Origin of the sequence: Marinovum sp. (assembly GCF_048263515.1) — a bacterium.
Classification (GTDB): Bacteria; Pseudomonadota; Alphaproteobacteria; order Rhodobacterales; family Rhodobacteraceae; genus Marinovum.
On record NZ_JBLXEC010000009.1, the window covers coordinates 112,539 to 132,854 of the forward strand.

The window sequence follows — 20,316 nt, forward strand, 5'->3', positions numbered from 1 at the left end:
AAATACCCTCGGGGGTCCGGGGGCAGCGCCCCCGAAACCCCCTCAGACAGGGGCCATAAGCCCCACACTCACTCCCAGCAGCTGACCAGCACCGCCATGCCACGCGCCTTGTTGGTCAGGTCCTCGGGCGCCATCTCCGGCCCGCCGCGCGCCGTGCGCACCGAGACACCGGCCTTGCGCATCGCCGCCTGCAAAGCGCCGGCATCGACCGAGAAGCTCACCTCTTCCGGTAGGGTCCGCCCCTCGCCATCGCGCGGCAGCAACATGCCGATCACCGCGCCGGAGCGGTCCATCACCGGCCCGCCGGCATCGCCGGGAAGGGCCTTGAGCGACACCCGGTCGCGCGCCTCGTTGCCGTCGAGACCGCGCAGGTCGACCAGCTTGCCAAAGGTCATCGAGGGCGCGCCCAGCACGCCTTCATAGGAAAACCCGGCGACGGCGATCTCGGATTGCAGTCGCGGCGCACTGGTGGCCAGCTCGGCCACTTCCAGCGGGGCAAGCGTGGTTTCCGGCGTCAGCAGCGCCATGCCCAGCGCCGCGTCGCTGCTGGCGACCCGCGCCTCGGTCTTGCCGTCGAGGGTGATGCGGGTGCAGCCGTCGACCGCCTCGGTGGTGGTCAGGACCGTGCCGTTGTCCGAGACAAAGAACCCGGTGCGCGACAGCCGCGGCGTGCGGATCTGCAGGCCTGACAGCAGGTCGACGGACTGGGTGTCACCGACCCCCACGCCGGAAGGCAGCACACCGGGAATGCGGGTGAAGCTGTCGGACATCTCCTGCAGCACCCGGGTGCGACGCTCTTCGTCACCGGCGGGCCAGACCAGCATGAAGCCCTTGATCTCGCCGTCGCGCAGGCTCACCTCGGTATGCGAGACGATGTCCTTGTTGGTGCCGGTGATGGTAAAGCCGCTGTTGCGGCGCTCGCGCGGGCCGTCCAGCGGCACCACTTCCAGCGTCTGGAGGATGTCATAAAGGCCGAAGAGCCGGCGCTGGTCGCCCTCCTGCGAGATCAGCAGCACCTGTGCCGGCAGATCGCCGCTGGGCACATAGCGGGCAAAGGGCGATTCATGCGCCTCGAACTTCACCACGCCCAGCGGCACCCTCATCTCGATGCCGGCGCGGTCGTCGGTCACCAGTTGCAGGTCCATGCCGTCGAGCACCGCATTGTAGTTCTGCAGCGCCAGCGCGCGCTGGCGGGTGGTCATGACGCCGGTGGCCTCGAAGCCGTTGGCCTCCTGCCAGGCGGCCATGGCGCGACGGGTGCCGGCACCATAGGCGCCGTCGATGGCGGCGTTGTAGAAGCCGGCCCATTGCAGGGCGACCTGCAGATCGCGTTTCTCCTGGCCGGTCATCTGCGCTTCCGAGCGCCGGGCCTCGGCCACTGTCTCTTCGGGCTCGGCCTGCGGGGTCTCGTCGACGACGGTGTCCTGGGCGGTCTCTTCGGCCTGCTCGGTCTCGTCGCTCTCGGGCAGGTCAGAGGTCTCGACCGCCGGGGTCGGCGACTGGGCATCTGCGCCCACCGGCCAGAACTGCCGCTGCAGCGAGCTGGTGGTCACCACGAAACTGTCGCGCGGGATCCGGCCCTGGCCGCGCAGCACGCGCAGCTCGCCGGTGGCGGCATTGCGGGTGTCATAGGGGCCCAGAACCACCGCGTACCAGCCAGAGCCGATGGCAAAGCCGTTCACATTGGGCAGGAACTCGGCGTAGTCGCGCACGCGATCCTCGGCTTCGAGAAGGCTTGGCAGCGCCTCGACCCGGATCCAGGCACGGTCCTCCTGAGCCGAGACGGCGCGCAGGCAGAATACCAGCGCGAAAAGTGATGCGAAAAACAAACGTGTCATATGATGTGGTCGTCCTGGCCTGCATATTGCTCGTGTCGGCACAGTGTAGCTCATGGGGCCGGGCTTGCGAGCCGAAAATGGCGGATTTCCGCTTTTGTCACGGGATAGTCAGACCCACCTTGCCGCGCTGCCACAGTGCACTAATTGCTGCCGACAGGGGCCGGTTGATTGACCCTCGCGCCGCATCCGCCTAAGCAGGCGCAAAGCTTGCAAGGGCCATGACATGAAACGCGACACCACCGCCAAACCGCGCTCTTTCCAGGAGATCATCCTGCGTCTTCAGGCCTATTGGGCCGACAAGGGCTGCGCCGTGCTGCAACCCTATGACATGGAGGTCGGCGCCGGCACCTTTCACCCGGCCACCACGCTGCGCGCGCTGGGATCGAAGTCCTGGGCCGCGGCCTATGTCCAGCCCTCGCGCCGCCCGACCGATGGGCGCTACGGCGAGAACCCGAACCGGCTGCAGCACTATTACCAGTACCAGGTGCTGATCAAACCCAGCCCGCCCGACCTGCAGGAGCTGTACCTCGGTTCGCTCGAGGCCATCGGCATCGACATGACGTTGCATGACATCCGTTTTGTCGAGGACGACTGGGAAAGCCCGACGCTGGGCGCCTGGGGTCTGGGATGGGAAGTCTGGTGCGACGGCATGGAAGTCAGCCAGTTCACCTATTTCCAGCAGGTCGGCGGGCACGACTGCCACCCGGTCTCGGGCGAGCTGACCTACGGGCTCGAGCGGCTGGCGATGTATGTGCTGGGCGTCGATCACGTGATGGAAATGCCCTACAACGACCCCGACGCGCCGATCGCGCTGGCTTATGGCGATGTCTTCCGCCAGACCGAGCAGGAATACTCCCGCTGGAACTTCGACGTGGCCGACACCGAGGTGTTGCTGCGCCACTTCGAAGAGGCCGAGGCCGAATGCGCCCGCATCCTGGCCCAGCCGCATCAGGACCCCAAGACCGGCAAGCGCATCGTCATGGCGCATCCGGCCTATGACCAATGCATTAAGGCGTCGCATATCTTCAACCTGCTCGACGCGCGCGGGGTGATCTCGGTCACCGAACGGCAGGCCTATATCGGCCGGGTGCGGACGCTGGCCAAGGCCTGCGCCGATGCCTTTGTCCAGACCGAGGCCGGCGGTCACGTGGTGGAGGCCGCGGAGTGAGCGGCAAGATAATTGCAGGAGTGATCGTGATGGTGGCCCTGGTTGCTGGTGCGCTGCTCTATTACATGCAGATCTACGCCTTTTACTCGCCTGTGGCTCCCACCGGCCAGAATGACGTGCAACTGGTTTCGCTGACCTCTGGCAGCCCGGAGCCCATTGTGTATGAGGATTTCGAGGCGATCGACGCCGACAGCTCGCCGATCCGCTACCGCGCCTGTTTCACCACCATCCACAGCCTCGCCATGCTGACCGAAACCTACGAGCTGTACGAGGCCGCCGAGCCGCGCAATGCGCCCGGCTGGTTCGATTGCTTCGACGCCGAGGCGATCGGCGAAGAGCTGCAGGCCGGCAGCGCGTTGACCTTTCTCAGCCAGAAGAACGTGGCCTATGGTGTCGACCGGGTGGTTGCCGTCACCGACGATGGCCGCGGCTATGTCTGGCACGAGCTGAACGACTGCGGCGACAAGGCCTATGACGGCACCGTGGTGGGCGAGGAATGCCCCCCACGCGAGAATTCCGCCAACTAGGGAACAATTGTAGACGTTCGCGCGCTGACCTCCCAACAGGAGGTACGCCGATGTCACGAAGCAATGCACCCGATTGGGTCATCCCCGTCATGCGCGCCGGTTATTCGGCGCGCGGGCTCGTCTATCTCATCCTTGGCGGGCTGACGCTTTCGGCCGCCGTGTCGGGCGGGGCCACCGAGGGCACCAAGGGCGCCGTCGAGACCCTGCGCAGCGCGCCTTTCGGTCAGGTGCTGCTCTGGCTCGTGGCGCTGGGCTTTGTCTGCTACGGCGTCTGGCGGCTGATCGCCGCCTGGTTCGATCTCGAGCGCCGCGGCGATGACGAAGAGGGCATGGCGAAACGCTTTGCCTTGGTGGTGACCGGCCTCATCCACATGGCGCTTGGCGCCGGTATCGCGGCGCTGGCGCTGGGGATCGGCGGAAGCTCCGGCGGTGGCGAAGGCTCTGGTGCCTCGAACTGGACGGCCAAGGTGCTGCAGATGCCCGGCGGCAAGTGGATCGTCGGCATCGCCGCTCTGGCGATTTTCGGGGCCGGGGTGCACTACATCCTCAAGGGCTGGCAGAAGAAGTACAAACGCTATATCGAGAGCAACGAAAAGACCCGCAAGCTGCAGCCGCTGCTGCGCTGGGGCTTCGTGAGCTACGGCATCGTGCTGATGATCGTCGGCGTCTTCCTGTTCTTCGCTGCGCTGAATTCCGACCCCTCGAACGCCAAGGGCATCGGCGGTGCGCTGGAATACATCCGGGGCCTGACCGGCGGTCGCTTCCTGCTGGGCTTCATCGCGCTTGGCATCATCGGTTTCGGTGTCGAGAACTTCGTCGAGGCGCGCTACCGTGTGGTGTCGGGCGTCGACTATGACAGCGACGTCAAGACCATGGCGCAGGCCGCCAAGGCCAAGGCCAAACAGAAGATGGCCTAGGGTTTTCGCCGCTATCGGCTTGCCGTGCAGGGGCAGGGGCTTTAAGCACCGGGGCGTTGATACAGAACACCCGGTGACCCCATGCCCGACCTGCTTATCGAACTCTTTTCCGAAGAAATTCCCGCGCGGATGCAGGCGCGCGCCTGCGACGACCTGAAAAAGCGGATGACCGAGGGGCTGGTCGAGGCCGGGCTGACCTATGCCTCTGCCGCCGCCTTTTCCACGCCGCGCCGGCTGGCGCTGACGGTCGAGGGTCTTCTGACCGAAAGCCCCACGGTGCGCGAAGAGCGCAAGGGCCCCAAGGTGGGCGCGCCCGACAAGGCAATCGACGGCTTCCTGCGCGGGGCCGGCATCAGCCGCGACGCGCTGGAAGAGCGCGAGACGCCGAAAGGCGCGGTCTATTTCGCCACGATCACCAAACCGGGGCGGCCCGCGGGTGAGATCGTGGCCGAGGTGCTGGAAGACGTGATCCGCAACTTCCCCTGGCCCAAATCAATGCGCTGGGGCGCTGGAACCTTGCGCTGGGTGCGGCCGCTGCATTCGGTGATCTGCCTGCTGACCGATGAGGCCGGCGCCCAAGTGGTGCCCTTCGAGATCGACGGCATCCGTGCCGGCGCCACCACCCGCGGCCACCGCTTCATGGCGCCTGACGAGATTTCCGTAACCTCTTTCGAGGATTACGCCGCAAAGTTGAAGCGCGCGCATGTGGTGCTGGACGCTGCCGAGCGTGCCGATCATATCTGGAACGACGCCACCAACGCGGCCTTCTCCCAAGGTCTGGAAGTGGTCGAGGATCGCGGTCTGCTGGCCGAGGTTGCCGGCCTGGTGGAATGGCCGGTGGTGCTGATGGGCGAGATCGGCGCCGATTTCCTCGGGCTGCCGGCAGAGGTGTTGCAGACCTCGATGAAGGAACACCAGAAGTTCTTTTCGGTGAAGAACCCCAAGACCGGCCGGATCGAAAAATTCGTCACCGTCGCCAACCGCGAGACCGCCGACAACGGCGCCACCATCCTCGCCGGCAACCAGAAGGTGCTCTCGGCCCGGCTGTCGGATGCAAAGTTCTTCTGGGAGAACGACTTGCGCGCAGTTGCTGATGCGGGTCTCGAGGGCATGGCGGCGCCGCTGGCTCAGGTCACCTTCCACAACAAGCTGGGTTCCCAGGCCGAACGCATCGCCCGCATAGCTGCCATGGCGCGGAAGATCGCGCCGGTGGTGGGCGCCGATGCCGACGAGGCGGAACTGGCGGCCAAGGTGGCCAAGGCCGACCTGTCGTCAGAGATGGTCTACGAATTCCCGGAATTGCAGGGGATCATGGGCCGCTACTACGCGATGGAAGCGGGGCTGTCGCAGCCCGTGGCCGACGCCTGCCGCGACCATTACTCGCCGCTGGGCCCGTCCGACGACGTGCCGACCGATCCGGTCTCGGTCACCGTGGCGCTGGCCGACAAGCTCGACACGCTGACCGGCTTCTGGGCGATCGACGAAAAGCCCACCGGCTCGAAGGACCCATTCGCCCTGCGGCGGGCAGCTTTGGGGGTGATCCGATTGATTTTGAACAACAATCTGACACTGCCGATGTCGACCCATTTCGACGCGGCCTATGGCGATGACCTCCTCTCCTTCTTCCACGACCGCCTCAAGGTCTTCCTGAAAGACCAGGGCATCCGTCACGACGTGATCGACGCCTGCATCGCCATGCCGGGCAGCGACGATCTGGCGCTGCTGGTCAAACGGGCGCAGGCGCTGCAGGGCTTCCTCGGCACCGAGGATGGCGCGAACCTGCTGCAGGGCTTCAAGCGCGCCAACAACATCCTGACCCAGGCCGAAGAGAAGGACGGGGTCGAGTACAGCTTTGGCGGCGACATCAAGTTTGCCGAGGAAGCCGAGGAAAAGGCGTTGTTTTCCGCGCTGGAGGCCGCCGAGCCGAAGATCAAGACAGCGCTCGAGGCGCAGGATTTCGAAGCGGCGATGCTGGCGCTGGCGGGGCTGCGCGGCGCGGTCGACGGCTTCTTCGAAGCGGTGCAGGTCAATTCCGACAACGCGGTGCTGCGTCGCAACCGGCTGAACCTGTTGTCGAGCATTCGCACCGCCTGCCTCTCGGTCGCCGACCTGCGGAGCATCGAGGGCTGACGCGTAGGGTGGGCAGCTCTGCCCACCATCAGCGCGCCTGACATGGCGGTGGCGGGACAGCTCACGCCCTAGGGTGGTGAAAGGTACACCGAAAAGCAACGTTTAACGCTTGTGCGATGCGTGGTGGCGCTTATGCTGCAGTGCAACGCAAAGGACACGCGCTTGCTTCAGGACAATCCCGATATCACGCCGATCACGCCGACGGCCCAGATGAAAGCCCATACCCACGGCGGGCGGGCGAAATGTCTGCAGCGGCTGGTGCGGCTCGACATGCCGGTGCCGCCGACCGTGGCGCTGTCCTTCGATACGGTGCATGGCATCGCCAGCGGCCATATGCCCGACATGAAGGCGATCCTTGCGTCCTTCCCCGAGGGCGCGCTGCTTTGCGTGCGGCCGTCGAGCCAGGACCCGGACTGGGGCGGGCCGGGGGCGATCCTCAACATCGGCATGAACGACGCCCGCTATGTCGAGATGTGCGATACCCTGGGCCGCCACGCCGCATCGGCGCTTTATGCAAGGTTTGTCGAGGCTTACGCGCTGCACGTCGCGCGGCTCGACCCGGATGTGTTCGAAGAGATCACCTCCGAAGGGCCGCAGGCGCTGTCAGAGGCGCTGCGCGCCTATGAGGACGAGGCCGAGGAACCCTTTCCCCAGGACCCGGCGGTGCAACTGGCGCAGGTCTTGCGCTCGATGGCCCGCGCCTGGGAAGGCACGACGGCGCGGCTGTTACGCCAGGCCAAGGGCGCGCCGGCGGATGCCGGGCTGGGCCTCGTGGTGCAGGAAATGGCGCTTGGCATCGGCCACCCCGAGGCGCGCGATGGCGAGACAGGATCCGGCGTGCTGCAACTGGTCAACAGCCAGACCGGGCTGCGTCAGATCACCGGGCGCTACCTGAGCCAGAGCCAGGGCCGCGACGCGCTCTCTGGTGCCGCCGAGGCGTTGTTTCTGGCGCGCGACGACCGTGGGCCTTCGCTGGAAGAGGTGGCGCCGGAGGCCTTTGCCGAGATCGTCGGCATAGCCGAGCGCATGCGCCGCAAGCTGCGCGCCGAGATGCAGATCGAATTCACCATTCAGGGCGGGCGGGTCTATGTGCTCGATGGCGTGCGGGTGCGCCGCTCGAACCGGGCGGCGGTGCGGATCGCCGTGGCGCTGGCGCAGGACAAGATCATTCCGCGCGAAGAGGCCCTGATGCGGGTCGAGCCGCGGGCGCTGAGCGAGCTGTTGCACCGTCAGATCGATCCCGATGCACCGCGCGACATCCTGGGCCATGGCGTCGCTGCCAGCCCGGGGGCTGCCACCGGCAAGATCGTCTTTACCGCCACCGCCGCGCAAGCCAGCGCTGCGCGCGACGAGCCCTGCATCCTGGTGCGCCGCGAGACCTCTCCCGAGGATATCCGTGGCATGCAGGCGGCGGTCGGCGTGCTGACCGAGCGCGGCGGCATGACCAGTCATGCCGCGGTGATCGGCCGGGGCATGGGCATTCCCTGCATCGTCGGCGCCGCCAGCCTGGCCTTTCACGTCCGCAAGAAGCGGCTGGTGGCCAGTGATGGCCGCGTGCTGAGCGAAGGCGACATCATCACCATAGACGGCGCCACCGGCGAGGTGCTGGCCGGCAGCCCGCCGATGCTCGAAGCGGCGCTGGACGAGAGCTTTACCACGCTGATGGACTGGGCCGACGCGGTACGCGACATCGACGTGCGCGCCAATGCCGACACGTCGATGGACGCTCAGACCGCGCGCAACTTCAAGGCCGACGGTATCGGGCTGTGCCGCACCGAGCACATGTTTTTTGAGACCGACCGGATGATCGTCATGCGCGAGATGATCTTTGCCAAGTCGTCAGAGGACCGCCGCGCCGCGCTCGAGCTGTTGCTGCCGATGCAACGCGCTGACTTCATAGAGCTTTTCCGCATCATGCAGGGGCTGCCGGTCTGTATCCGGCTGTTCGATCCGCCGCTGCACGAGTTCCTGCCGTCTGACAAGCCCGGCATGCGGGCGCTGGCCGAGGCGCTGGACCTGCCGGTGTCCGACGTCGAGCGGCGGGTGGAAAGCCTGAGCGAATACAACCCGATGCTGGGCATGCGCGGGGTACGGCTGGGGATCACCCTGCCGGAGATCTACGACATGCAGGCCCGTGCGATCTTCGAGGCGACGCTTGCCGCCAGCCGCGAGGGGGCGCCGGTGGTGCCGGAAATCATGATCCCGCTGGTCTCGGCCCGGCGCGAGGTCGAGATCGTCAAGACACGGGTCGATGCCGTGGCCGCTGCGGTGCGCAACGAGACCGGGCGCGACTTCGACTACCGGCTGGGGGTGATGGTCGAGACGCCGCGCGCCGCGCTGCGCGCCGAGGAAATCGCCGGTCACACCGATTTCCTCAGCTTCGGCACAAACGACCTGACACAGATGACCTATGGCCTGTCGCGCGACGATGCCGGGCGCTTCATGTCGGATTACGTCAAGCAGGGGGTCTTTGCCGAAGACCCGTTCCATGTGCTCGATCCCGACGGCGTTGCCGAGCTTCTGCAGATCGGCGCCGAGCGCGGCCGCAAGGCGCGGCCAGACGTTGTTCTGTCGATCTGCGGCGAACATGGCGGCAACCCCGAATCGATTGCCATCTGTCGGGACATGGGATTCACCTATGTTTCCTGTTCACCCTTCCGCGTTCCGGTCGCGCGGCTTGCTGCAGCGCAGCTTGCGTTGGGCGGCAAGATATAGCGGAAGGCCCTTTTCCCTAGGGTCAGTCTTGTGTGTGCGCGCCTGTCGGATGTTGCACTGCGGCGGAATTTTGCCCTGCGGCAGCCTGCCGCTAGAAGAAAATTCACTTCTTGTCTATACAACCCGAGTTGCAAGCAGCCCGGGACGTGTCCGGGCTTTCGCGTGTGAGGGAATGTATGAGACTGATAATTGCTGCTTTAGCGGCCGTGGTACTGGGGCTCCCAGGTCACGACGCCGGTGCCGAACTGCGTCCGAACGAGGTCGGTAGCCTGATCCAGCTGGAGCGTCAGGGGCTCAAATCCGTGCCCAAGGGCACACTCAAATGGGCGCTCGGCGCCAACCAGTCGGCCAAGGCCGGCACTGTCACCTACGACGAGGCCTGGCTCAAGAGCCTGCCGAACGGCAAAGGTGGCGAGCAGTTCTCCTGCCTGGCCGAAGCGCTCTACTTCGAAGCGCGCGGCGAGAGCATCAAGGGCCAGGTTGCCGTTGCCGAGGTCATTCTCAACCGCGTCGAGAGCAATAAGTTCCCCGATACGGTCTGTGGCGTGATCAACCAGGGCACCGGTCGGAAATATGCCTGCCAGTTCACCTATACCTGCGACGGCCATGCCGAGAAGGTCAGCAATCCCAAGGCCTATGCCCGGGTTGCCAAGATCGCCAAGGCCATGCTGAGCGGCATGCCGGCCAAGCTGACCGATGGCGCGACCTACTATCATACCACCGCCGTCAATCCGAACTGGGCACGGGTCTTTGCCCATACCACCACCATCGGTGTGCATCGCTTCTACCGCGAAAACACCCGTCTTTCGCAGAAATAACTGCAGGGACTGTTCGCCCGTCGGGGCGAAACCGCCGGTTTTGGGTCTGCCAGCGCGGCAGGATAGCTGCTAGAGACGGGCGGCAGACCCAAAGCCGGAACTTCAAGATGAGTCAGGACATCCATCTCGCATTCGCGCATCCGTCGGAACGCGCCGCCGCCACCGAGGGCGAGGCGCCGCGCGACCGGATATCTCTGCGCGATCACATCGTCGAGGTCGAGATCGGCGCCTTTCAGTCCGAGCGCGGGCTGACCCAGCGGGTCTGTTTCAATGTCGTGGTCGAGGTCGCCCGTGCCGGCGACCGGGTCGACGACGACGTCGACCGCATCCTCAGCTATGACAAGGTGACCGAGGCCATCGCCCACGAACTGGCCGAGGAACGACTGAACCTGCTCGAGACCCTGGCCGAGCGGGTGGCCGAGCGCATCCTTCTGGAGCCGCAGGCAATGCGGGTCTTCGTGCGGATCGAAAAGCTCGACCGTGGCCCCGGCGCGCTTGGCGTCGAGATCGTGCGCAGCCGCGGCGACGTCGATCCCGAGCATGTGGCGGCCCTCACCGAGGAGCATCCGCATCCTCGCGTGGTCTACCTTTCGAATGCCGCAATTTTGTCGCCCAACCTGCCGGGCTGGCTCGACTGGCTGGCGGGGCAGGCGGCGCCGGCGGTGCTCTGCGTCGGACTTCCCGATGGTCCGCGTCCGCAGGCCGCTCATCCGCTGGCGCAGCGCCGCGTCGACCTTCTGGCGATCGAGCAGAACGGCTGGGTGCTGGCGGCGCGCGATCCGCGCTGCGTGGTGGTGACCAGTTGGACCGAACTCGATTGGGGCATGAAGCACGACCAGATAAGCCTCTGGGCGCCCTCGAAGATCGTGCTCGACGCCGTCGAAGGCCCGAAGACCCAGCCACGCGACAGCGTGGCGCTGGCGGCCTGGCTGGCCGAGCAGCTCGATGCCCTGGAATTGCTCGTCATCGGCGAAGACCTGCCCGAAACCGCTGGACCCGGCGCCCGGGCCGTCGATGCGGCATCTGCACTGCTTGCATGACCGGCAGGATTGGACCAAGGACAGGGCATGACCGTGTCGCGTGACGTATATTTCCGCCCGCTGTTGCAGCGCGGCGGGCCTCGCCCGGAGGGGGCCGTGCCTCTGGCCGGCGGCCCCGGCTGGTTTGTTCTGGCCGAGCGGCTGACCCGCAAGGGCAGCCAGGGCTTCGTGGCGGCAGGCGACCTGCCCGAAGACGTGCTGCAGGCGCTGAGCGCGCCGCGCCCGCCGATTGCCGGTCTGGGCATGGACCGTCCGCGGCTGATGGGCATCCTCAACGTCACGCCTGACAGCTTCTCCGACGGCGGCCGCCACGACGGCATCGAGGCCGCTCTGGCCCATGGCCGGCAGATGGCCGAGGCCGGCGCCGACATCATCGACATCGGCGGTGAAAGCACCCGCCCCGGCGCGGTCGACGTGCCAGAGGGCACCGAGATCGACCGGGTGGCGCCGGTGATTGCCGCCTTGAAGGATGCCGTCGACCTGCCGATCTCGATCGACACCCGCAAACGGGCAGTGGCCGAGGCGGCGGCAAGCGCCGGCGCGGCGCTGGTCAACGATGTCTCTGGCTTCACCTTCGACGCGGGCCTTGCGCCGTTCTGTGCCGAGGCGGGCCTGCCGGTCTGCATCATGCACACCAAGGGCACGCCGCAGACCATGCAGGACGACCCGCGCTACGACAACGTTCTGCTCGAGGTCTATGATTTCCTGGCAGAGCAGATCGCCCTGGCCGAGGCCACCGGCATCCTGCGCGACAGGATCGTCGCCGATCCCGGCATCGGCTTCGGCAAGACCAACACCCACAACCTCGCGCTGCTGGCCGGGTTGAGCCTGTTTCACGGACTGGGCGTGCCTTTGCTGCTGGGCGTCTCGCGCAAGGGGCTGATCCGCGATATCGGCCAGGCGCCGAATGCCCGCGACCGCATGCCGGGCTCGGTGGCGGTGGCCCTTGCCGGGGTTGCGCAGGGCGCACAGATCCTCAGAATTCATGATGTGGCTGAAACCAGACAGGCCTTGCGGCTCTGGCTGGCGATCGAGGATGGGCTCTAGAAGATGACACGCAGTCTGTTTGGCACTGACGGAATTCGCGGCACGGCAAACGACGATCCGATGACGGCGGACATGGCGCTGCGGCTTGGCGCCGCCGCCGGGCGGTATTTCCGTCGGGGTCATCAGGGTGTGCACCGGGTGGTGATTGGCAAGGACACCCGCCGCTCGGGCTACATGTTCGAGACCGCGCTGACCGCCGGGCTGACCTCGACCGGCATGAGCGTGCTGCTGCTGGGCCCGGTGCCGACGCCGGCGGTGGGTCTGCTGACGCCCTCGATGCGGGCCGACGTGGGCATCATGATCTCGGCCTCGCACAACCCGGCCGAGGACAACGGCATCAAGTTCTTCGGCCCCGATGGCTTCAAGCTCTCTGACGAGGCCGAGGCGGAAATCGAGCGGCTGGTCGAAGAGGGCGTCGAGCCCGCCAAGGCCCACAACATCGGCAAGGCCAAGCGCATCGACGACGGCCGCTTCCGCTATCAGGAGCGGGTCAAGAGCACCTTTCCGACCGACATGCGGCTTGACGGCATGAAGGTGGTGATCGACTGCGCCAATGGCGCGGCCTATCGCGCCGCGCCGGAGGTGCTCTGGGAGTTGGGCGCCGAGGTGATCGCCATCGGTGTCGAGCCCGACGGCTTCAACATCAACGCCAACTGCGGTTCGACCAAGCCGCAGGCCGCCGCGGCGCGGGTGCTGGCCGAGGGCGCCGACGTCGGCATCTGCCTTGACGGTGACGCCGACCGGGTGATCATCATCGACGAAAAGGGCAAGGTGGCCGACGGCGATCAGATCATGGCGCTGATGGCGGCGCAATGGGCCGAGGAAGACCGGCTGCGGGGTGGCACGCTGGTGGCCACGGTGATGTCGAACCTCGGGCTCGAGCGGTTCCTGCAGGCCAAGGGTCTGCGGCTCGAACGTACCGGCGTCGGCGACCGCTACGTGGTCGAGGCGATGCGCGCCGGCGGCTGGAACCTCGGTGGCGAGCAGTCGGGCCATATCGTGATGACCGATTACGCCACCACCGGCGACGGCCTGATGGCCGGCCTGCAGTTTCTTGCCGCGATGACCCGCACCGGCCGCCGCGCCAGCGAGCTTGCCAACAACTTCGACCCGGTGCCGCAGATGCTGAGAAACGTCCGCTTCGGCGCAGGCCAACTGCCGCTGGAGACCGAGGGCGTGAAGGCCGCGATCGCCTCGGCCGAGATCGAACTGAACGGCAAGGGCCGGCTGCTGATCCGCAAGTCCGGCACCGAGCCGCTGATCCGGGTGATGGCGGAATGCGAGGACCCGGCGATGCTCGCCGCCGTGGTTGACCGGGTGGTCGGCGCGGTGGAAGAGGTGGTCTGAGGGGGGGCTGAGGCCGAGGCCGAGGCTGAGGCTGAGGTCCCGGATCGGGGTCCGGGACGGCGTTGGGCTTTTAGACCGCCGCGGCGCTTGACAGCCTCGCGCCCCGGGCTTGACCCGGGGCCTCCTGCTCGGCGCTTAAGAGTGTGCGCCTGCCGCGACCGTTGAGGTCCCGGATCGGGGTCCGGGACGGCGTCGGGCTTTTAGGCCGCCGAGGCGCATAAGCACCTCGCGCCTTGGGCTCGACCCGGGGCCTCCCGGTCAGCCTCTACAGAACCTCGCCCAGAACGGCGTCGAGCCGCGCGACGGTGGCGTCGACGTCATAGAGCTTGTCCAACCCGAAGAGCCCCAGTCGGAAGGTCGAGAAGCCTTCACCCTCGTCGCATTGCAGCGGCACGCCGGCGGCGATCTGCGTGCCCTGGGCGGCGAAGGCGCGGCCGGATTGCACCTCGGGGTTGTCGGTGTAGCTCACCACCACGCCGGGCGCCTCGTAGCCCTCGGCCGCGACCGAGGCGATCCCTTTCGACGCCAGCAGTGACCGCACCTTGGTGCCCAGCGCCCATTGCGCCATCTTCAGCCGGTCGAAACCGTAGTCGCGGCTCTCCAGCATGGTGTCGCGGAACATCCGCAGCCCGTCGGTGGGCATGGTGGCGTGATAGGCATGGCCGCCGTTTTCATAGGCCGTCATGATCTGGTGCCATTTCTTCAGATCGGCGGCAAAGCTGTTCGACGTCGTCTCTTCCATCCGCGCCAGCGCGCGGTCGGACAGCATCACCAGACCGGCGCAGGGCGTGGACGACCAGCCTTTCTGCGGTGCCGAGATCAGCACGTCGACGCCACTGGCCGCCATGTCGACCCAGATGCAGCCCGAGGCGATGCAGTCGAGCACCATCAGCGCGCCGACCTCATGGGCGGCCTCGGTCAGGGCGCGCAGATAAGAGTCCGGCAGGATGATGCCCGAGGAGGTTTCCACATGCGGCGCGATCACCAGATCGGGCTTTTCCTCGCGGATGCGGGCGGTGACCTCTTCGATCGGGGCCGGGGCAAAGGGGCTTTGCGGGTCGTTGCCGCTGCGCCGCGCCTTCATCACGGTCTCGGAGCCGGTGAAACCTCCCATCTCGAAGATCTGGCTCCAGCGAAAGGAGAACCAGCCGTTGCGCACCACCAGACACTTGGCGTCCTGGGCGAACTGCCGCGCCACGGCCTCCATGCCAAAGGTGCCGCCGCCCGGCACCACCACCGCGGCCTGGGCGCCGTAGACGGTCTTCAGCGTCTCGCTGATGTCGCGCATCACCTGCTGAAAGGTGGCCGACATGTGGTTGAGCGAGCGGTCGGTGAAGACCACCGAGAACTCGTCGAGACCTTGGGGATCGATATCGTCGCGCAGGGCCATGCGGGCCTCCCTTGTGATGGATTTTCCTCAGGGCTAGCGCGGCGGCGGTGAAAAGGCAATCGCGTCAGCCGAGCGGTCCCGGCAGGCGCTCTTCCGACAGCAGCACGTTGGCCTCGACCTGCCCGGCGCCGGGCAGGGTCATGATCCGGCGGCGCAGCACCCGCTCGAAATCCGACAGATCCCGCGCCACCACCCGCAGGCGATAGTCGTAAAGGCCTAGAATGTGCTCGACGGTCTGCACCTCTGGGATGGCGCAGACCGCGCGCTCGAAATCCTCAAGGCTGATGCGGCCCTTGGTGGCCAGTTTCACCCCGAGAAAGACGGTGACGCCGAAGCCCAGCTTCTCGCGGTCGAGCACCAGCCGTGTGCCGGAGATCACGCCGCCCTCGCGCAGCCGCTTGATGCGCCGCCAGGTGGCAGGTTGCGACAGGCCGAGACGGCGGCCGAGCTGGCCGGCCGAAAGGCTGGCGTCGCGGGTCAGGGCGCGCAGGATGGCGCGGTCGGTGTCGTCGATGTCGATCACTGTATCGCCTGCCTCGCGCGTTGATGGCTCGCGCAACCGCAACCAAACCGCGCACCCGGCGCGCAGGCGCCATGCCCGACCTCCCCCCCGGGAGGGCATTCGTCAATCCGCCGGCAGCACGCGCGGCGATGATGCGTCAGGGAACGCAGGGCGTCGCGGGCCTTGAGGCCCTCCCGAGGTCGGGCATGGCGCCTGCGCGCCTCTCTGGTCGATGGGGTAGAGGGTGTCATACCGGCAGCGCCTCGTCGTCCTTGATCCGGCTGACATGCATCAGCGCCTCGACATCGGCGATATGGGGCAGGGTGAGCAGACGCTCGCGGTAAATCTGCTGGTAATGCGGGATGTCGCGGGCGATGACGGCAAGGCGCACGTCGACCTGGCCGAGGAAGGTCTGAATCTCGATCACCTCGGGCACCTCACGCGCGGCGGCGAGGAAATCCTCGAAGGCGCGCGACTGGGTCTTGTCGAGAGTCAGCCGGAGCGACACCTCGACGGCGTAGCCGAGGCTCGGCCAATGGACCTCGGCGCGCTTGCCTTTGACGATGCCGGCCTCGCGCATCCGCTCGAGCCGCCGCGACAGGGTGGCGGGGGTCAGATCGGCGCGCTGCGCGAGATCGGAAAGCGGCAGGTCCGGTGCGGCCTGCATCTGGCGAAGGATGCGTCTGTCTGTATCGTCGAGCATGATTTCATCGAGATACTGCAATCGTACGAATAGTTAAATCGCCAATCGGTGAAATCATCGCGGTTTTGAACGCGCATTCACGCCAGCCCTCGCGTAGGTTGCCCCCAAACGCACACCACCAAGAAGGAAGACCGATATGCGCGTCTACTACGATCGCGATTGCGATGTGAACCTGATCAAGGACAAGAAAGTCGCCATCCTGGGCTACGGCTCGCAAGGCCACGCCCACGCGCTGAACCTGCGCGACTCTGGCGCCAAGAACATCGTCGTCGCCCTGCGCGAAGGCTCGGCCTCGGCCAAGAAGGCCGAAGGCGAAGGCCTTCAGGTCATGGGCATCGCGGAAGCCGCGGCCTGGTGTGACGTGATCATGTTCACCATGCCCGACGAACTGCAGGCCGAGACCTACAAGAAATACGTTCACGACAACCTGAAAGAAGGCGCGGCGATTGCCTTTGCCCACGGTCTGAACGTGCACTTCGGCCTGATCGAGCCCAAGCCCGGCGTCGACGTCATCATGATGGCGCCCAAGGGCCCCGGCCACACCGTGCGCGGCGAATACACCAAGGGCGGCGGCGTGCCCTGCCTCGTGGCCGTTCACCAGGACGCCACCGGCAAGGCGCTGGAAATCGGTCTGTCCTACTGCTCCGCCATCGGTGGCGGCCGCTCGGGCATCATCGAGACCAACTTCCGCGAGGAATGCGAAACCGACCTTTTCGGTGAGCAGGCGGTTCTCTGCGGTGGCCTCGTCGAGCTGATTCGCATGGGCTTCGAGACCCTGGTCGAAGCCGGCTATGCACCGGAAATGGCCTATTTCGAGTGCCTGCACGAGGTGAAGCTGATCGTGGACCTGATCTACGAAGGCGGCATTGCCAACATGAACTACTCGATCTCGAACACCGCGGAATACGGTGAATATGTCTCCGGCCCGCGCATCCTGCCCTACGACGAGACCAAGGCCCGGATGAAAGCGGTTCTGCGCGACATCCAGACCGGTGCCTTCGTGCGTGACTTCATGCAGGAAAATCAAGCGGGTCAGCCGTACTTCAAAGGCACCCGTCGTCTCAACGACGAGCACCAGATCGAGCAGGTCGGCGAGAAGCTGCGCGGCATGATGCCGTGGATTTCCGCCGGCAAGATGGTCGACAAGGAAAAGAACTGATCTTCGCGCAAGAGCGCTGAGACCAGGCGAGACGCGCCCGGCAGTCGACAGGCTGCCGGGCGTTTTTTCATTGCGGCCGCCGGCAGGGGGCGCTGGCTGCATAGGTTGAAAAATTCTCTAGTTATGCTACCATTGCGGGTATCGGTGCAGGTGAGTTGCACCATATTTTCCCAGCTTCAAGACCCGTCCCTTTTCCAACAAAATCGGTTGAACCCATGTCACAGATCCTTCAGGAACTTCTCCGCCCGCAACCTACCGGCGGCACCATCGTCACCTTTCACCCCGACTCCGACGTGGCCGAACAACGCCGCGCGCTGACCAACAGCGCCGGTGAAGGCATACAGTCGCTGTCCACCCGCGCCGGCCGATCGGCCGAGGTCCGCGAAGACGCCCCGGCGCTTCTGCTCGAGGACGTCGGCATTGCCGTGATCTCCGAGAACGTCGATGCCCAGCGCTCGGGCGATCTTCTGTCGAACGAGCAATCGGTGCTCGAGGCGCGGCCGGAGTTCTGGATGTTCGCCATCCAGGCCTTTCAGGACAACACCGAGCGCACCTGGGGCGTGGCGGCTACCGGGGCCGAGACCTCGCGCTTTACCGGCGAGGGCATCAAGCTGGCGGTGCTCGACACCGGGCTCGACTTCGACCACCCGGATTTCATCGGCCGCGACGTGGTACAGCAGAGCTTTGTCACCGGTCAGACCGCGCAGGACGTCCAGGGCCACGGCACCCATTGCGCCGGCACCGCCGCCGGGCGGATGGCGACCGCCGGGGTGCCGCGCTACGGCGTGGCGTCTGAGGCGCTGCTGCATGTCGGCAAGGTGCTCAACGATTCCGGCTCGGGGCGCGAGCGTGACATCCTTAACGGCATGGTCTGGGCGATCCAGCAGGGCTGCCAGGTGATCTCGATGTCGCTGGGCCGCTCGGTGCGTCCGGGCGAAGAGCCCTCGGCCGCCTATGAGCGGGTGGGGCAGCTGGCGCTCGACTCCGGCTCGCTGATCGTGGCGGCCGCGGGCAACAGCTCGGCCCGGCAGTTCGGCTTCATCGCGCCGGTGGGCGCGCCGGCCAATTCCCGGTCGATCATGGCGGTGGCGGCGCTCGACGAAGAGCTGAAAGTCGCCAATTTCTCCTGCGGCGAGATCAACGCCGGGGGTGGCGAGATCGACATCGCGGCCCCTGGGGTCGCCGTGCTCTCTTCGGTGCCACGGCCGCAACTCTACAACGCGCTGAGCGGCACCAGCATGGCCTGTCCGCATGTGGCGGGACTTGCTGCCCTGTTGGCAGAGAGCGACGCGAGCCTGCGCGGCCAGGCGCTGTGGACGGCGCTGACCGACAGCGCAAAGACGGTCTCGGGGCTGGCCACTGACGTCGGCACCGGACTGGGCCAGGCGCCGCAGGGCGCGCCGGTTGGCGATTGCGAAAAGGTGCCGGTGGCATAGGGAGCGGCGGCCTCCTATATCAGGGAGGCCCCTCGCAAAGGAATTGGCCATGTCCGATGTCACCCTGAAGATCGTGCTCGACGATGCGCATCGCGACAAGCCCGACGAGGTCTGCCGCGCGCTGACGGCGGCGGGCCTGCGGATCGAGAACAGCATCCCGGCGATCGGGGTGATTTTTGGCACCGCTGACAGCGAGAACCTGGAAAGGCTCAAGGCTACCGAGGGCGTGCTCGAAGCCGAGCCGGAAGCCGGGTATCAATTGCCGCCGCTCGACAGCAATACGCCGCAGTAAAGTCTAGCGGCCCTGGCCGAGCCCCAGCTGCATCAGCGCCCGGCGCAGTGGCGCCGCCCCGTGCAAAGCGCCGAGGCCTGCGGCGCGCAGGTCGCGCAGCATCGGCGTCGACATCATCGACACTCGGTTGAGCGCGGTGATCCCGGCAACGCGGGCGCGGATGTCGATGATCCGGGCGCGGTGATAGCCTTCGAGCATGGCGGCATCGCCAAGGCTCTCGGGCGCGGCACTGGCAAGGTCGCGCAGCACCTTCAGATCGGTCAGCGACATGTTGAGCCCCTGCGCGCCGATCGGCGGCACCACATGCGCGGCCTCGGCCACCAGCGCCAGCCGCTCCGAGGACAGTTCCCGGGCGTGCTGAGCAATGATCGGCCAGATCGAGCGCCGCGACGCCAGGCTCAGCGGACCGAACTGATGCGCCGAACGCTCGGTCATTGCCGCCTCGAAGTCGGGCACGTCCATGGCGTGCAGCGCGGCGGCCCTCGGGCCTTCCTCCATCCAGACCACCGCCGACGAGGGCCGGCCTTCGTGATCGGGCAGCGGCACCAGGGTGAAGGGGCCGCCGGTGCGGTGGATCTCGGTCGAGACATTGCCATGCGGGATCGGGTGGGTGACGGCAAAGGCCAGAGCCTTCTGGCCGAAGCGGGTGCAGGCGACATCTATGCCCGCGGCCTGCCGCAGCGCGCTGTCGCGACCATCGGCGGCGATCACCAGCCGGCAGGTTACCTTGCTGCCGTCAGACAGGGTGACGCTGGCAGAGCTGGTGCGGGTGAAGAGCGTCTCGACGGCGACACCGGTGCGGAAGGTGACGGTCTCCATCTCGTCCAGCCGCGCGGCCATCTCGCGCCGCAGCAGCCAGTTCGGCAGGTTCCAGCCAAAGGGCAGGTCGGGCGAGAGATCCGCCGCCTCGAAATCGCGGCTGAGCCGGGCCTCTGACGTGGCGCCGCCGGCGTCGATGATCCGCATGGTCTGCAATGGCGTAGCATGGGGGGCGAGACGGTCCCAGAGGCCGGCCTCTCCGAGGAAGCTGCGTGCCGGTTGCAGGAAAGCGGTGCTGCGCAGGTCGGCACCCTCGGCCTCGCGGCTGGTGACGGGCGGGGCGGGATCGACGCAGAGCACCGAGAAACCAGCGGTGCCATAGGCCGCCGCCGCAGTCAGCCCGGCGATGCCGCCGCCGGCGATGAGAATGTCGTGATCCATGGCGCGCCTCTGTCGTCTTGCTTGGCGAGGTTATAGCGCCCGGGGCGGCGGTTGCCATGGGGCAGGGTGCGGCATGGTGGTATTGAC

General features: G+C 66.5%; 17 protein-coding genes. 12 read left to right on the plus strand and 5 right to left on the minus strand.

Annotated features, from left to right (window positions below; translation table 11 throughout):
• Positions 1-68 precede the first annotated feature (68 nt).
• Positions 69-1,838, minus strand: coding sequence for a trypsin-like peptidase domain-containing protein (locus ACN0SE_RS10775; protein ID WP_417524519.1), 1,770 nt, complete (start codon positions 1,836-1,838; stop codon positions 69-71).
• A 223-nt stretch (positions 1,839-2,061) separates the two neighbouring features.
• On the opposite strand from ACN0SE_RS10775, the gene ACN0SE_RS10780 reads away from it, so the two are divergent.
• The 9 genes from ACN0SE_RS10780 to glmM all read left to right on the plus strand — a co-directional run bounded on the left by ACN0SE_RS10780 (position 2,062) and on the right by glmM (position 13,547).
• Positions 2,062-3,006 carry a glycine--tRNA ligase subunit alpha gene (locus ACN0SE_RS10780; RefSeq protein WP_417524520.1) on the plus strand — a complete coding sequence of 315 codons (945 nt, stop codon included), beginning with the start codon at positions 2,062-2,064 and terminating at the stop codon, positions 3,004-3,006.
• On the plus strand, positions 3,003-3,533 hold the full coding sequence (locus ACN0SE_RS10785) for a DUF6446 family protein (protein ID WP_417524521.1): 531 nt from the start codon (positions 3,003-3,005) through the stop codon (positions 3,531-3,533). The genes ACN0SE_RS10780 and ACN0SE_RS10785 overlap by 4 nt, the downstream gene beginning before the upstream one ends.
• A 50-nt stretch (positions 3,534-3,583) precedes the next feature.
• On the plus strand, positions 3,584-4,450 hold the full coding sequence (locus tag ACN0SE_RS10790) for a DUF1206 domain-containing protein (RefSeq protein WP_417524522.1): 867 nt from the start codon (positions 3,584-3,586) through the stop codon (positions 4,448-4,450).
• An 81-nt stretch (positions 4,451-4,531) separates the two neighbouring features.
• Positions 4,532-6,580 (plus strand): glycine--tRNA ligase subunit beta, encoded by a 2,049-nt coding sequence (glyS, locus tag ACN0SE_RS10795; protein WP_417524523.1) that lies wholly within the window; start codon positions 4,532-4,534, stop codon positions 6,578-6,580.
• A 210-nt stretch (positions 6,581-6,790) separates the two neighbouring features.
• On the plus strand, positions 6,791-9,295 hold the full coding sequence (locus ACN0SE_RS10800) for a putative PEP-binding protein (RefSeq protein ID WP_417524558.1): 2,505 nt from the start codon (positions 6,791-6,793) through the stop codon (positions 9,293-9,295).
• 176 nt (positions 9,296-9,471) lie between these two features.
• Positions 9,472-10,113: a cell wall hydrolase gene (locus tag ACN0SE_RS10805; protein ID WP_417524524.1), complete on the plus strand. Its 642-nt coding sequence runs from the start codon at positions 9,472-9,474 to the stop codon at positions 10,111-10,113.
• A gap of 107 nt (positions 10,114-10,220) precedes the next feature.
• Complete coding sequence (locus ACN0SE_RS10810; protein WP_417524525.1) at positions 10,221-11,153, plus strand: dihydroneopterin aldolase; 933 nt, start codon at positions 10,221-10,223, stop codon at positions 11,151-11,153.
• Between the two features lie 27 nt (positions 11,154-11,180).
• Complete coding sequence (folP, locus tag ACN0SE_RS10815; RefSeq protein WP_417524527.1) at positions 11,181-12,200, plus strand: dihydropteroate synthase; 1,020 nt, start codon at positions 11,181-11,183, stop codon at positions 12,198-12,200.
• 3 nt (positions 12,201-12,203) lie between these two features.
• Positions 12,204-13,547: a phosphoglucosamine mutase gene (gene glmM / locus ACN0SE_RS10820; protein ID WP_417524528.1), complete on the plus strand. Its 1,344-nt coding sequence runs from the start codon at positions 12,204-12,206 to the stop codon at positions 13,545-13,547.
• Between the two features lie 265 nt (positions 13,548-13,812).
• Here the strand turns inward: glmM and ACN0SE_RS10825 are convergent, their stop codons facing one another.
• From ACN0SE_RS10825 to ACN0SE_RS10835, 3 genes are all read right to left on the minus strand, one after another.
• The gene (locus ACN0SE_RS10825) at positions 13,813-14,937 is read right to left on the minus strand and encodes an aminotransferase class V-fold PLP-dependent enzyme (protein ID WP_417524529.1); all 1,125 of its coding nucleotides are present in this window, start codon (positions 14,935-14,937) and stop codon (positions 13,813-13,815) included.
• Between the two features lie 64 nt (positions 14,938-15,001).
• On the minus strand, positions 15,002-15,460 hold the full coding sequence (locus tag ACN0SE_RS10830) for an Lrp/AsnC family transcriptional regulator (RefSeq protein ID WP_417524530.1): 459 nt from the start codon (positions 15,458-15,460) through the stop codon (positions 15,002-15,004).
• 226 nt (positions 15,461-15,686) lie between these two features.
• Complete coding sequence (locus tag ACN0SE_RS10835; RefSeq protein WP_417524531.1) at positions 15,687-16,142, minus strand: Lrp/AsnC family transcriptional regulator; 456 nt, start codon at positions 16,140-16,142, stop codon at positions 15,687-15,689.
• A 136-nt stretch (positions 16,143-16,278) separates the two neighbouring features.
• On the opposite strand from ACN0SE_RS10835, the gene ilvC reads away from it, so the two are divergent.
• The 3 genes from ilvC to ACN0SE_RS10850 all read left to right on the plus strand — a co-directional run bounded on the left by ilvC (position 16,279) and on the right by ACN0SE_RS10850 (position 19,029).
• Complete coding sequence (gene ilvC / locus ACN0SE_RS10840) at positions 16,279-17,301, plus strand: ketol-acid reductoisomerase (RefSeq protein WP_417524532.1); 1,023 nt, start codon at positions 16,279-16,281, stop codon at positions 17,299-17,301.
• Between the two features lie 215 nt (positions 17,302-17,516).
• Positions 17,517-18,737, plus strand: coding sequence for a S8 family serine peptidase (locus ACN0SE_RS10845; RefSeq protein ID WP_417524533.1), 1,221 nt, complete (start codon positions 17,517-17,519; stop codon positions 18,735-18,737).
• Between the two features lie 49 nt (positions 18,738-18,786).
• Positions 18,787-19,029 (plus strand): hypothetical protein, encoded by a 243-nt coding sequence (locus ACN0SE_RS10850; RefSeq protein ID WP_417524534.1) that lies wholly within the window; start codon positions 18,787-18,789, stop codon positions 19,027-19,029.
• A 3-nt stretch (positions 19,030-19,032) separates the two neighbouring features.
• Here ACN0SE_RS10850 and ACN0SE_RS10855 read toward each other — a convergent pair whose 3' ends face one another.
• The gene (locus ACN0SE_RS10855; RefSeq protein WP_417524535.1) at positions 19,033-20,229 is read right to left on the minus strand and encodes a UbiH/UbiF family hydroxylase; all 1,197 of its coding nucleotides are present in this window, start codon (positions 20,227-20,229) and stop codon (positions 19,033-19,035) included.
• Positions 20,230-20,316 lie beyond the last annotated feature (87 nt).